This is a genomic window from Flavobacterium erciyesense (assembly GCF_018069925.1).
Classification (GTDB): Bacteria; Bacteroidota; Bacteroidia; order Flavobacteriales; family Flavobacteriaceae; genus Flavobacterium; species Flavobacterium erciyesense.
Map to the genome: position 1 here is coordinate 149853 of NZ_JAGPXB010000007.1, position 13921 is coordinate 163773.

General features: G+C 36.0%; 11 protein-coding genes, 1 other RNA gene and 1 pseudogene. 4 read left to right on the top strand and 9 right to left on the bottom strand.

What is annotated here, in order from left to right; translation table 11 throughout:
• Positions 1–139: 139 nt before the first annotated feature.
• The 6 genes from katG to KBJ98_RS09605 form a co-directional block, all read right to left on the bottom strand.
• The gene (gene katG / locus KBJ98_RS09580; RefSeq protein ID WP_210790018.1) at positions 140–2392 is read right to left on the bottom strand and encodes a catalase/peroxidase HPI; all 2253 of its coding nucleotides are present in this window, start codon (positions 2390–2392) and stop codon (positions 140–142) included.
• A gap of 236 nt (positions 2393–2628) precedes the next feature.
• Complete coding sequence (locus tag KBJ98_RS09585) at positions 2629–3102, bottom strand: YeeE/YedE family protein (RefSeq protein WP_210790022.1); 474 nt, start codon at positions 3100–3102, stop codon at positions 2629–2631.
• Between the two features lie 10 nt (positions 3103–3112).
• Positions 3113–3676: a YeeE/YedE family protein gene (locus tag KBJ98_RS09590; protein WP_210790055.1), complete on the bottom strand. Its 564-nt coding sequence runs from the start codon at positions 3674–3676 to the stop codon at positions 3113–3115.
• A 140-nt stretch (positions 3677–3816) separates the two neighbouring features.
• Entirely contained in the window at positions 3817–4125 is a 309-nt protein-coding gene (locus KBJ98_RS09595) for a DUF202 domain-containing protein (RefSeq protein WP_210790025.1), read from the bottom strand.
• A 286-nt stretch (positions 4126–4411) separates the two neighbouring features.
• Positions 4412–4808, bottom strand: a transfer-messenger RNA (tmRNA) gene (ssrA, locus tag KBJ98_RS09600).
• Positions 4809–4883: 75 nt separating this feature from the next.
• A complete protein-coding gene (locus tag KBJ98_RS09605) occupies positions 4884–6083 on the bottom strand; it encodes a serine hydrolase domain-containing protein (RefSeq protein ID WP_210790027.1) in 1200 nt (399 codons plus the stop codon).
• 246 nt (positions 6084–6329) lie between these two features.
• Here KBJ98_RS09605 and KBJ98_RS09610 point away from each other — a divergent pair, with 246 nt between their 5' ends.
• Both KBJ98_RS09610 and KBJ98_RS09615 read left to right on the top strand, forming a co-directional pair.
• The gene (locus tag KBJ98_RS09610) at positions 6330–7532 is read left to right on the top strand and encodes an NAD(P)-dependent oxidoreductase (protein ID WP_210790030.1); all 1203 of its coding nucleotides are present in this window, start codon (positions 6330–6332) and stop codon (positions 7530–7532) included.
• Positions 7533–7730: 198 nt separating this feature from the next.
• Positions 7731–8759, top strand: coding sequence for an LLM class flavin-dependent oxidoreductase (locus KBJ98_RS09615; protein WP_210790033.1), 1029 nt, complete (start codon positions 7731–7733; stop codon positions 8757–8759).
• A gap of 53 nt (positions 8760–8812) precedes the next feature.
• Here the strand turns inward: KBJ98_RS09615 and fumC are convergent, their stop codons facing one another.
• Entirely contained in the window at positions 8813–10210 is a 1398-nt protein-coding gene (fumC, locus tag KBJ98_RS09620) for a class II fumarate hydratase (RefSeq protein ID WP_210790035.1), read from the bottom strand.
• Positions 10211–10427: 217 nt separating this feature from the next.
• On the opposite strand from fumC, the gene KBJ98_RS09625 reads away from it, so the two are divergent.
• Positions 10428–10598: a hypothetical protein gene (locus tag KBJ98_RS09625; protein WP_166133677.1), complete on the top strand. Its 171-nt coding sequence runs from the start codon at positions 10428–10430 to the stop codon at positions 10596–10598.
• A 110-nt stretch (positions 10599–10708) separates the two neighbouring features.
• On the opposite strand, the gene KBJ98_RS09630 is transcribed toward KBJ98_RS09625, so the two are convergent.
• A complete protein-coding gene (locus KBJ98_RS09630; RefSeq protein ID WP_210790039.1) occupies positions 10709–13165 on the bottom strand; it encodes an outer membrane beta-barrel family protein in 2457 nt (818 codons plus the stop codon).
• A 95-nt stretch (positions 13166–13260) separates the two neighbouring features.
• Positions 13261–13608, bottom strand: coding sequence for an ArsC/Spx/MgsR family protein (locus tag KBJ98_RS09635; RefSeq protein WP_210790042.1), 348 nt, complete (start codon positions 13606–13608; stop codon positions 13261–13263).
• A gap of 102 nt (positions 13609–13710) precedes the next feature.
• Between KBJ98_RS09635 and KBJ98_RS09640 the strand changes: the two are divergent.
• Positions 13711–13921: pseudogene (locus KBJ98_RS09640) on the top strand (CPBP family intramembrane glutamate endopeptidase); the annotation flags it as partial.

A 13921-nucleotide genomic window follows, 5' to 3' on the forward strand; every position in this document is an offset into this window, starting at 1 on the left:
CACATAAAACAAAATAGCCCGATTTACAGTCGGGCTTTTTTTTGTGGAACTAAAAAATTTAAAAATCGATTAGCTCTTGTCTACAAATAAAAAAGTGAGTTGTTTCCAACTCACTTTTCTAACAAATTAAATTCAAAATCTAAACCAAATCAAAACGGTCAAGATTCATTACTTTAGTCCAAGCTGCAACAAAATCAGTTACAAATTTATCTTGACTTGTACTGTATGCATATACTTCGGCAAGTGCTCTTAATTCTGAATTAGAACCAAAAATCAAATCAACTCTTGTTCCAATCCATTTGATTCCACCAGCCATACGATCGCTTCCTACAAAAGCATCATCAGACTCAGAAACGGCTTTCCAAGTAGTACCTAAATCCAATAGATTCACAAAGAAATCATTAGTTAAAGCATCTACTTTTTTAGTAAATACTCCGTTTTGAGATTGATCAAAATTAGTGTTCAACACACGCAACCCACCAACCAACACTGTCATTTCTGGCGCAGTTAAAGTCAATAATTGTGCTTTATCAATAAGCATTTCTTCTGCTGAAACAGTATATTTAGTTTTTACATAATTTCTAAATCCATCAGCTTGTGGCTCTAAAACTGCAAACGACTCTACGTCTGTTTGTTCTTGAGAAGCGTCTGTTCTACCAGCTGCAAAAGGAACTGTGATAGGGTGTCCTGCATTTGCTGCTGCTTTTTCGATTGCAGCATTTCCAGCCAAAACGATCAAATCAGCAATTGATAAATGTTTTCCAGTAGTTTGCGCCGCGTTAAATTCATTTTGAATTCCCTCTAAAGTTTGTAAAACACGTTGCAATTGTGCTGGATTGTTAACTTTCCAGTTTACTTGTGGCTCTAAACGAATACGTGCTCCGTTAGCTCCACCACGCTTATCAGAACCTCTAAATGTAGATGCTGAAGCCCATGCCGTGCTTACTAATTCAGAAATACTCAATCCTGAAGCTAAAACTTTTGCTTTCAAAGCTGCCTCGTCTTCAGCATCTATTAAAGCATGAGTAACTGCAGGAACTGGATCTTGCCAAATTAATTCTTCAGCAGGAACTTCTGGTCCTAAATAACGAACTTTTGGTCCCATGTCACGGTGTGTCAATTTGAACCAAGCTCTTGCAAAAGCATCATTAAAAGCATCTGGATTAGCTAAGAAATGTCTTGAAATTTTTTCGTAAGCTGGATCTACTCTTAAAGATAAATCAGTAGTTAACATAAACGGCTGGTGCGTTTTGTTTGGGTCGTGCGCATCAGGAACTGTACCTGCTCCTGCATCACCAACTGGTTTCCATTGGTGTGCTCCACCTGGACTTTTAGTTAATTCCCATTCGTAACCAAATAAGTTTTCAAGGTAATTGTTACTCCATGTTGCAGGAGTAGTTGTCCATGCACCTTCTAATCCGCTTGTAATTGTATCCGCGCCGTTTCCAGTTCCGTAAGTGTTTTTCCAACCTAAACTTTGCTCTTCCATAGAAGCTGCTGCCGGCTCTGCGCCAACATATTTGTTAGGATCAGCGGCACCGTGCGTTTTTCCTAAAGTGTGTCCACCAGCAATAAGAGCAACAGTTTCTTCGTCATTCATGGCCATTCTACCAAAAGTCTCTCTGATATCTTTAGCTGCTAATAGTGGATCTGGATTTCCATCTGGTCCTTCTGGATTCACATAGATTAATCCCATTTGTACTGCTGCTAACGGATTTTCAAGTTCACGATCGCCAGAGTAACGGCTGTGTGGTTCTGTACTTAATGAAAGCCATTCTTTTTCAGGTCCCCAATAGATATCTTCTTGTGGTTCCCAAACATCAACACGACCTCCTGCAAAACCAAATGTTTCAAAACCAGCTACCTCAAGCGCACAGTTTCCTACCAAAACCATTAAATCTGCCCAAGATACTTTGTTTCCATATTTTTGTTTGATAGGCCAAAGTAATAATCTAGCCTTATCTAAGTTAGCGTTGTCTGGCCAGCTGTTTAAGGGTGCAAAACGTTGTGTACCAAAACCTGCTCCACCTCTACCATCGGCAATACGATAGGTACCTGCACTATGCCAAGCCAAACGAATGAAGAACGGACCGTAGCTGCCATAATCAGCAGGCCACCAATGTTGTGAAGTTGTAATTACCTCTTTAATATCATTTTTAAGAACCTCTAAATCAACTGATTTAAATGCCTCCGCGTAGTTAAAGTGCTCTCCCATTGGGTTTGAAGCCACTCCATTCTGACGAAGGATATTCAGGTTTAATTGATTTGGCCACCAATCGCGATTGATTTTACCATGACGTTCGCTTTGCTTAGGCGCATTTGCACCAGCAGAAAAAGGACATTTACTCTCTCCATTGACATTGTAAGAGGTAGGTCTTGAATTATTTTCCATAATATGTTTGATTTTTAATTTTCTAATTTCAAAGTTACCTAAAAAAATTCGAGCTTAATTAAAATTTCAATAGATAAAAACTATAATACAACAAAAAAAACATACTCTAGAGCAATGTTAAATTTCTCTTTCTACCTTTGAATCAAATAGATAAACTAAATTTTAGTTACAATTCGAAATCAACTATGGAAGCTTGCATTTTATGCTAAAGAAAGAAGTTGACATGAGAAAATCAATTAATGAGGCAGACGTTCTTTTAAAAGTCCATAAACCCAAGTACCAAAAATAGCAGCTAAAAGAGGAACTAACATCACAGTTGCACCGCTTCCAATTTGTGCAAATAAAGGACCGGGACAAGCACCTGTAAGTGCCCAACCGAAACCAAATAGTAATCCGCCTATAATTTGACCTTTGTGAAAAAGCTTGTCTTGAAATGTAATTGGCTGACCAGAAAATGTTTTGATTTCATATTTTTTGATAATAAATACAGAAAGCATTCCTACTACTACTGCACTACCAATTACACCGTACATATGAAAAGATTCAAAGCGAAACATTTCTTGAATTCGGTACCAACTAATGATTTCGGCTTTAATAAAAACAATTCCGAAAAGTATCCCTACGATTAAATATTTTAAAGAGTTTAAAAAGCTAACACGATTGTTATCCTGCTCCTTATTATTAGGTGTAATATTTTTAAATTGATTCATTGTATTAAAATTAAAGTGTTAAGATTAGAGGCAGGATAAAATGAACCATCAGCAAACCACCGATAAAAAAGCAACAAGTTGCAATTAAAGACGCTACTTGCAAATTGGATAAGCCTGAAATAGCATGACCACTGGTGCAACCTCCGGCGTAGCGCGAACCAAAACCAACAAAAAAACCTCCAAGCACCAAAACCACAAAACCAGGAATTGTACCTAAATTAGACCAAGCAAACAATTGTTCGGGAAGCAGGCCTTTAATTTCAGTAATACCATTTTGGGCTAAGTCGGTTTGTAATGATGAGGAGATTTGTATAGGATCTGAATTTGAAAGTCCAAAAAAGGCAATCACGCCTCCAAGCACAATTCCCAACACAAAAAATAAATTCCAAATTTCCTTTTTCCAATCGTATTTAAAAAAAGGAATATTTGCAGGTACACAAATAGCGCAGGCATGGCGCAAAGAGGAGCTAATGCCGAATGATTTGTTTCCAATTAGCAATAAAGCGGGAACAGTTAAACCTATCAGCGGGCCAGCGACATACCAAGGCCAAGGTTGTTGAATAAATTCTAAAATTTCCATAGTATTAATCATAAATTATTTTTGACAAAGGTGAAGTTTTGCACCAAAAAGTTCTGTTACTTTTGTCACACAAGTCCTTTTATTTGAAGATTCTTTTCAGGTTAATCTATCAAAAGATTACTTTACAGTCATTCTTAAAGTTTTAAATATTCAAGTTGGTAATCGCCTACGTGTTTTTTATTGTTAGCAATTGATTTTCGGTGAACAAAATAATTTATAATTCCGAAAACAAAAATGATCAATGAACTGACAAACAAGCCCAATTCGATATAAAAACTATTTGGAACTGCAATTAAATTTTTGAGGCTTAAACCTGCAATTAAAAAATACATAGCCGTTCGCATAAACGACAAAAAAGTAGATTGATTAGCCAGCGTCGTGCGCTGAAGGGCCAGTTTTTCTCGTAAAATGAGATCTTTATTTTTCTTTTGTTCTGAATCCATCGTGGTACTTATTTGTTTAAAATTGAATGCTAAGTTGCCCGCAAGAGAGTAAACTTGTTTTTCATCCCACACAAAAGTAAGAGCCCTATAAAACACACACAGTGACAAATGTTACAGAGGCAATAATTACAAAATAAAATTGAAAAGATTTGGAAAAGAATGATGGAAAATTTGCTCCAATACTACTATCAAAAGGAAATCAAGAATAAAAAAATGCGGGGAAAATATCTGGATAATACAAATAAAAAAAACCGTAAAACATACAATGAAGTTCTTACGGTTTTTTTTGTGGAGTCGCCGGGAATCGAACCCGGGTCCAAACAAGCAACTAAAAAGCTTTCTACGCGCTTATTTCCTGATTGAATTTTCGATAGTGTGCTCGGCCAGAAACAACCACACCCTACTTATCTTCTTAATGTCGAAATCCACCCGAAGCTCATGGAAATCTAGGTTTATTTTTACGGTTCCCCTGTACTGAACGCCACAAACCAAGGCTTTCAAGGAGAATCCAGCTTCCCTACCTTGTAGAGACGTGGCGTAATCGTACTATAATTCGGATTATGCAGCTAAAGCGTAGTTATTTTCGCCGTGTAAAAGTGTAAGATCTTATATTTACGAGCAAGGTCTCAATGCTCGACGTGCTTACTTATCAATTCGACTTGCTGTCAAAACCAGTCGACCCCAATTTTCTCATTTTTTTGAGAGTGCAAATGTACACTTTTTTATAATGTACTATTTCAAAAATAGTGCCTTTTTATTTATTCGTCCTGAAATTTAAAAGGATAATCTCCGAATAAAGTCGCCAGTTTTCTAACATCATACGTTTTACGTGTAAACTTATTTGAAAGTGCGATTATAGTCACGCCTTCCTTAGTCAAACTAATGTACGACGAAGTGTTCCCGTGCCACCAACCATTATGAAAATAAAAATTTTGCCCAGTCTCCCAATTAATCATTCTGATTCCAAGTCCGTAATTTTTAGTTCCCTTACGCTCGTTACTATACGGCTGGTACACTTGTTTATTTAGGTCTTTCGACAAAAAATGAGAACTGCTCCTAGCGCGATCAAATTTCAATAAATCTCGTGGTGTGGAGTAAATATTTTTGTCTCCGTACACTGCATCAAGATAATCCTTACCAATTTCTACTTTATTGCCTTTGTACGAAGTTACAGCAGAGTCTTTATCGCGTTCGTAATCAAAAACATAAGTATTTTTCATGCCTAGCGGCTCGAAAATAATTTTTTTCATTGCCTCTTCATAGGACAATTTTGTAATATTTTCAATAATTAGAGCTAACATTGCATAATTGGTATTGCAATACGCAAAACGAGTATCAGTTGCAAACTCTAAACCGATATCCTTAGTAGCCATAATTGTCAAAATATCTGTATTAGTCAAAGTATTGTGCCTGTCCCAAACCGATTTATCACGATCTGTAAAATAAGCATAGTTACGCAATCCGCTACGGTGATTCAGCAAGGTACGCACTGTCACTTCTGGGTAAGGAAAAGATTTTAAAATAGTATTTACTTTTTGATCTAAATTCAACCTTTTGGCGTTAACCAATTTTAATACTGCTGTAGCCGTTAAAACCTTGCTTACTGATGCAATATGCAAAGGAGTATTTGCTGTAATGACTGTCTCATCTCTAAAATTGGAGAAACCTTCGTATTTTTCATAAATGATTTGACCATTTTTGGCTACCAAAAAACTTCCATTTGCAGTTTGATTGGGCCAGTTTTTTTGGTAAAAAGAATCGATTTCAGCCCGTTTTACATTGATATATGATGCCGTAAGTTTTGGCTCAGCTGTTGCCAAAGGTTTCATAATTGGCAACCTATTTTTTGGCAATTGATCGTCTCGTAATTCTACCTTTACTTTCTCTTTGGCACAAGATCCAAAAATCAAAAAAAGGAGTGATATATGTAGTATATTTGCGTTTTTAATAAAATTCATTGTGGTATAACTAGAAAGACAAATATATAGAATCAGTCTGTTTTTGCTCCTTCTTTTTTTTAAACCTTAACAGTATTTTATCAGTCCTACAAGGCTTTTGGAATGCTACCAAATTGTACATCAGTGCATACTTGAATAAAAACTATCGAATTTTTCGAAAAAAAATTAAAAAAGAAACGGCATTTGTTATATTTGTAACAAATAGCATTATTAAAGTTATATTATAATTTAGAAAAAACTTATAAAATGAAGTTTGGAATCATAAAAGAAAGAAAAAAACCAGCAGATCGTAGAGTGGTTTTTTCTCCAGAGGCATTAGTACAATTAAAAAATCAATATCCAAGCATAGAAATTCTTGTTGAAACTTCAGATTGTCGCATTTTTACAGACGAAGCCTATGAACAAGCCGGAATTGAAGTTGGTACTGATCTTAGTACATGCGATGTTTTGTTGGGAGTAAAAGAAGTTCCTGTTGAAGCACTAATTCCTAATAAATCGTATTTCTTTTTTTCGCACACTATTAAAAAACAGCCGTACAATAGAAATTTGCTACAAACCATTTTAAAAGAAAACATTTCATTGTTCGACCACGAAACTATCGTGAATACTAAAAACCAACGACTAATAGGTTTTGGTCACTATGCTGGCATGGTTGGTGCATACAACGGAATTCGTGCTTTCGGAATCAAATTTGAATTGTTCAAATTGCCAAAAGCAGAAACCCTTTCGGGAAAAGAAGCGCTGATTGCACAACTGAAACGTGTGATTTTACCTCCAATTAAATTTGTAATTACCGGTAGCGGAAAAGTAGGCAGTGGCGCCAAAGAAATACTCGATGCCATGAAAATCAAATCAGTAAACGTAGAGAATTATTTAACTAAAAATTACACTCAAGCCGTTTACACTCAAATTGATGTTTTAGATTACAACAAACGAAAAGACGGTCAAGTTTTGGATCATTATGATTTTTACCAAAACCCAACTGAATACGAAACCAATTTTGAACGATTTACCACTGTTTCTGACATCTATATTTCAGGACATTTTCATGCCAATGAAGCTCCAATGATTTTGACACAGGAGATGTTAAATTCAAAAGATTGTAAGATCAAAATTGTGGCGGATGTTTCCTGCGATGTCAACGGTCCAATTGCTTGTACTTTACGTGCCTCAACAATAGCAGAACCTTTGTACGGTTACTTGCCTTTAGAAAACAAAGAGGTTGATGTTTTTCATCCAGGTGCGATAGTGGTCATGGCAGTTGATAATTTACCTTGTGAGTTACCTAAAGATGCTAGCGAAGGATTTGGGCAAATGTTCCTAGAGCATGTGATTCCGGCTTTCTTCGATGGGGATAAAGACGGTATTTTACAACGTGCACAAATTACTCAAAACGGCAAATTGACCGAGAGATTTAGCTACTTGCAAGATTATGTAGACGGTCAATAAGCAGATTCTTACGTATATTGGTAACTCATAATTAATATGCTTCCAATAAAATTAATAATAAAATTCATACTTATTAGCCTGTAGCCTTTGGTTACAGGTTATTTTTTTTCATATCGGTATTGTGACAATTACCATTCAATTAACAATCCGTAAAGACTTGCAAAGGGAAGTATTGCTTAATTTTGTAAAAAAAATACAATGTCAGCATCTCTTCCTATTTCGATTTTAGAATTGGCAATTATTGCCGAGGATAGCAACGCTACTGCAACTTTAGAAAGAACTAAACTACTAGCTCAAACAGCCGATAAATTGGGTTACAAGCGCTTTTGGCTGGCCGAACACCACAATATGGCACACGTTGCCAGTTCAGCAACCGTAGTTTTAATTGGTCATATAGCTTCGCAAACGCAAAACATTCGCGTAGGTTCTGGCGGAATCATGTTACCCAACCACGCGCCGCTAATTGTTGCTGAACAATTTGGAACATTAGCCACTTTGTACCCCAATCGTATTGATTTAGGCTTAGGGAGAGCACCGGGCACCGATGGTTTAACAGCGCAGGCCATTCGTAAAGATTTTGTAGAACAGTCGCAACGTTTCCCAGAAAACGTAACGGCTTTGCAAGACTTTTTTAACGTCGATAATGCTTCCGCAAAAGTACGAGCGTTTCCTGCAGAAGGTGTTTCTGTACCTATTTGGATTTTAGGTTCTAGTTTAGACAGCGCCGCATTGGCAGCAGCTAAAGGTCTTCCGTACGCGTTTGCAGGTCATTTTGCTCCAAAACTCATGCATCAAGCATTTCAATATTACCGCGATCATTTTGAACCTTCAGCATATTTGCAAAAACCCAAAATCATGGCTTGCGTTAATGCCGTAGCTGCAGATACAGACGAAGAAGCTGCGAAACTTGCCACAAGTTTAACTCAAATGTTTTTGAACTTAATTCGGAATGATCGCAAACCCTTGCAACCGCCTGTTGAAGCTATTAATGATCTAATGAACGAAGTAGAAATATTTCATGTAGATCAAATGACAGCCTGCTCTTTTGTAGGAAGCCCTAAGAAAATTGCGCGCGAGCTGCAACAATTTGTACAATATACACAAATAGATGAGCTGATGATCACGAGCCCGATTTATGATTTTGATGCTAAAATAAGAAGTATACACCTCATGAAAACAGTGGCGGAATCTATAGTCAATTCAAAAAAAGAAAATCTTGTACTGTAGCGTAAAAGATTTTCTTTTTTTATTCTTGAGCCAAAACAATCTAATCAAGCAGACTATTTTAATTTACCCACCATTTCTTTTGGTCGAACCCATTCGTCAAATTCTTCATCGGTGACATATCCCAATCGAACAGCTTCTTCTTTAAGAGTAGTTCCGTTTTTATGTGCCAACTGTGCAATTTCTGCCGATTTATAATACCCAATTTTAGTGTTTAAAGCTGTCACCAACATCAAAGAATTGTTAACCAACTCAGCAATCCTTTGGTAGTTAGGTTCGATTCCTTGCGCGCAATGCACATCAAATGACAGACAAGCATCCGCTAATAATCGTGCTGATTGTAAAAAATTAGCAGCAATCATGGGTTTAAAAACATTCAACTCGTAATGACCCTGCATTCCTCCTATTGATATAGCCACATCATTACCTAAAACCTGAGCGCAAACCATCGTTAAAGCTTCGCATTGCGTTGGATTCACTTTTCCCGGCATTATTGAGGAACCAGGCTCATTCTCCGGAATAAATAATTCTCCAATACCAGATCGCGGTCCAGATGCTAACATTCTGATATCGTTTGCAATTTTATTTAGAGAAACAGCCAATTGTTTTAATGCGCCATGGGTTTCTACCAGCGCATCGTGTGCAGCCAAAGCTTCGAACTTATTTGTAGCGGTTACAAAAGGATGACCGGTAAATTGTGCGATATATTTTGCAACTTTTATATCGTAACCATCAGGCGTATTCAAACCCGTTCCTACAGCGGTACCTCCTAAAGCTATTTGAGAGAGATGATCCAATGTATTTTCTAAAGCTCGAATTCCAAAATTTAATTGGGCCACATAACCCGAAAGTTCTTGTCCTAAAGTTAGCGGTGTTGCATCCATTAAATGTGTACGACCTATTTTGACAACGTCGCGAAACGCAATGGCTTTATTGTGCAAAGTATCGCGAAGTTGCTGCACCGCAGGAATTGTTTTTTCAACCACAATTTTATAAGCTGCTATGTGCATTGCCGTGGGAAATGTATCATTTGACGATTGCGATTTATTCACATCATCATTTGCTTTTACAAAAGGTTCATTAATACCAATTTGTAAACCCGCCAAGACTTGTGCTCGATTGGCTATTACTTCGTTGACATTCATATTACTTTGCGTTCCAGAGCCTGTTTGCCAAATCACAAGTGGAAATTGGTCAGCTAAACTACCCGCTAAAATTTCATCGCAAACGGCACTGATAGCCTCTTTTTTATCTTCTGATAAAACACCCAAGTCGAAATTGGCGTGCGCTGCCGCCTTTTTCAAATAGGCAAATCCCTCAATAATTTCAATGGGCATTGAGGCTGCAGGTCCAATTTTAAAATTGTTCTTCGAGCGTTCTGTTTGGGCACCCCAGTATTTATCATGAGGTACTTTTACCTCGCCCATGGTATCTTTTTCAATTCGGTACTTCATTTCAATTATTTTTAAGTTGTTGTAGGGAATCTAAAATAACTATAAACCTCATCAATTCAGCATTTTAAAAACAAATCAAAGTCGTTTTAATTTTCCAAGAAAGTAAGTTACGATATTTATTATAAGGTTGAAAATTGTCATCAGTTTTTATGAAAAATTATTGCTATCACAAAGAATTAAACTTACATTTGTAGCAACATTCAAAATTCCGGAAAACATGTTTGAATTTTCACAGTACTTAGGCTTTTTACTTTTCTTGACCATTTTAACTATCGGTTTTTGGTTGATGTTTTTTCTAGTTGGTTTCGTATCCTATTGGGTTGGCGGAGCTAGTTGGGAAGCTTTTAAAGAGAAAAGAGCAAAAAAGAAGCAAGAACAATCAGCATAAGCTTTTTGTTATTATAAAAAAGGACATCCAATGGGTGTCCTTTTTTTTTGGGTTTCAATCTAATTTACAAGAATAAAAAAAAGGACTCATTTTCATGAGTCCTTTCTGTTTTATCCTTGGTAATCGCCTTCGCCGTCACCTTGCATTTTACGCTCTGGCTTCTCGCGCTCGTTTTTCGGTTTGTTGAAACGGTAAGTAAATGATAAGTTGATTTGACGCACTCTCCATTGCATTTCGCTGTATGAAGTTAAACGTCCTGGAATAAATGTTTCCATCAATCTTTTTCTTGAATTAAACACGTCACTTACATTAAATGACAATGTTCCTTTGTCTTTTAAAACATCTTTACTGAATGCCAAGTTGGCTGCAAATACACCTAAACTTCTGCCTTGGGCATTATCTTGAGGACCGTTGTAAGTAGCGTTTGTCTGCCAATCAATTTTATAAGGTAAAGTAATTTTTGATGTAATTCTGGTAAACCATGAAGTTGCTATGTTATTAAAATCTTGTACCACTTCATCACCGTTAAAATCAGTATATGTAGACGATCCTTGCGTTTCGTTTCTAAAAAAGTTAAAATTTCCATTCAATTTCCACCATTTGTAAGGGGAATAATTCAGCGTAAACTCAAACCCAGCGCGATATTCAATACCCAAGTTAAAAGGAGTACTAATGATAACAGGAATTCCGTTTACAATATCACCTGAGTCTCTTCGTGCAAATTGAAAAGCATCAGTTGTTTTGTTTAAATACAATGAGGTGTTAAAAGTCAATTTTTCCCAACGTTTGATATATCCAAAATCAAGTGCATCCGTAAACGCAGGATTTAAATCTGGATTTCCTACAAAGATGTTAATGTTACTTGATAAATTGTTAAATGGATTCAGAAGTCGACCTCTTGGCCTTTGTACACGTCGGCTGTAACTTACAGATGCGCTACTTTTATCTGATAGCTCGTAGGTTAAGAAAGCACTTGGGAAAAAGTTATTATACTTTTTGGTATTAAAATCATTTGTTCCTAATTGGTTTACGTCGATGTTTGAATCTTCAAAACGTAATCCTAGTAATACTGAAAACTTATTGAATTTCGTTCCGTACTGCGTATACAAAGCATTTACTTTTTCTTTGTATTGCAATATATTAGTAAATTCTGGTTTTACTACGCCTTTATTTTGTACATTAAAATCTGTAGTTGTTTCTAAAAAATCTCCACGATATCCTGCCTCAAATTGACTTGATTTACCAAGCGGTAAAACATAATCTGCTTGAATTAAGTTTCTACTTTGTTTCTGATCATTTAAAGTAGTATCGAATGTTACTTCGTTTGTTCGTGTATCAGTATCAGTAATAAAAGCATCGTTCAATTCATTACTTGTAGAAAAAGATCCATCAATGGTTAACTTATGCCCGTCTTTTTTAAATTTTTTGATGTAATTGGTATTGAATTCAACACTCTCATTGTCGCTTCCTTCCAAATTGATACGACTTCTTAAATAGTCGAAAGAACCATCCGCGTTAAAGTTATTCTGAAAAACGTTATCGGTATTGTCGCCGCTACTTTTTCGGTAATTAATAGAGTTCGTCCATGAAGTACTTTCATTCAAAAACCATTCCACACCAAAATTTCCATTGTATCCTTTACTTAACCTTTCATTAGTACGAGATTCATTAACAGAACTTGTGATTTCGTTAGCATCATTTAAGTAATCTGTATTGGTAAACGCATTTCCGGGATTGTTACGGTCATTGTATCCTTGTGTAGTAAAAAGGTTAAAATTTTTAGACTTGTAGTTCAAAGTACCACTCAATCCGTAATTTCTAGGATCACCTACAGAAGCAATTACAGTTCCGTTCAATCCTTGATTTTTTCCTTTTTTCAAGATGATGTTTAATAATCCTCCTCCACCTTCAGCATCATAACGTGCAGATGGGTTTGTAATTACTTCCACTTTTTCGATTGCATCAGCAGGAATTAAACGTAGCGCCTCAGCGATATTAATCGCATTTGATGGGCGTCCATCAATTAATACACGTACATTTTCGTTTCCGCGCAAACTTACATTTCCTTCTACATCTACAGATACTGATGGGATATTATCAAGTACATCACTCACAGTACCACCTTTAACCATAAGGTCATTTCCTACACTGTATACTTTTTTATCTAACTTGATATCTACAGTAGTTTTTTCAGCTCGAACTACAACTTCATTCAACTGATTGGCATCTTCATCAAGGCTAATAACTCCTAGATTAGTACTTTTTTGCAAAGCTTTTTGTTTGATGTCATTGGATTTAAAGGATATAAATTCAATTTTTATATCATACACACCTGGTTTAACCTCAATGTCAAATTGACCTGTTGCATTGGTGATTCCGCCCGCTACTGGTTTCGAATCATTGGGTAGCATAAAGGTAATAGTTGCGTACTCTAATGGCTGCTTGCTTACTTTTTCAACAACCTTACCTGATATTTTAATTTTTGATCCTGCAGCGCCCGGTTGTGCAAAAGTGAAGAGCGATGTAAAAACAAGAACAAGAATTAAAACGGATTTGATTTTTTTCATTTTTTAAAACTTTGGTTACACTTTTTTAGATGACTAAACCGATTAATGGTTTAATAAGGAGAATCACAAAAAAATGTTAATAAAAAAATACGTACTTAAATTGCTAAAAAATCTTGAAGCAATTTTTCATCCCGACCCACAATAGCTTTGTTACCGTCAATTACAATCGGACGTTCAATTAAAATAGGATACTGTACCATTGCTTGAATAATAGCTTCATCAGTCATTTCAGTTCCTTTGAAATTTTCTATCCATATTTTCTCTTTTTGTCGAATCAAATCAATTGGCTTGTAGTTTAATTTTAAAAGTATTGTTTCTAATTCATGAAAAGTTGGCGCTTCTTGCAAATAATTAACAACTTCAAAATCGATATTTTTAGCGGTCAATAAAGCCAAACATGTTCTGGACTTACCGCAGCGGGCATTATGAAAAACTTTTATCATGAGATATATTTTTTAAGATAACTATTAGAAAAATTCTGATTATTTACTGTAACAAAAGTAGCATTTGTTAAACTTATTTAAGAAATAATTAAACTTAATTGTATGTACATCGAACAAGGAATACAAAACAAAAATTCTTTTTGGGGCTATATGCTGGGTTCTCTGGTATTGATAATTGCATCGTTTATTGGGCAAATGTTATTTGTAGGAGCGCTTTTTATTGAGTCGCAGTCAAACAACCTTCCCTTTCCGACTTCTGAAAAAGGAATGATGCATTATTTCGATTCGAATACAACGCTATTTTTTCTTTTGA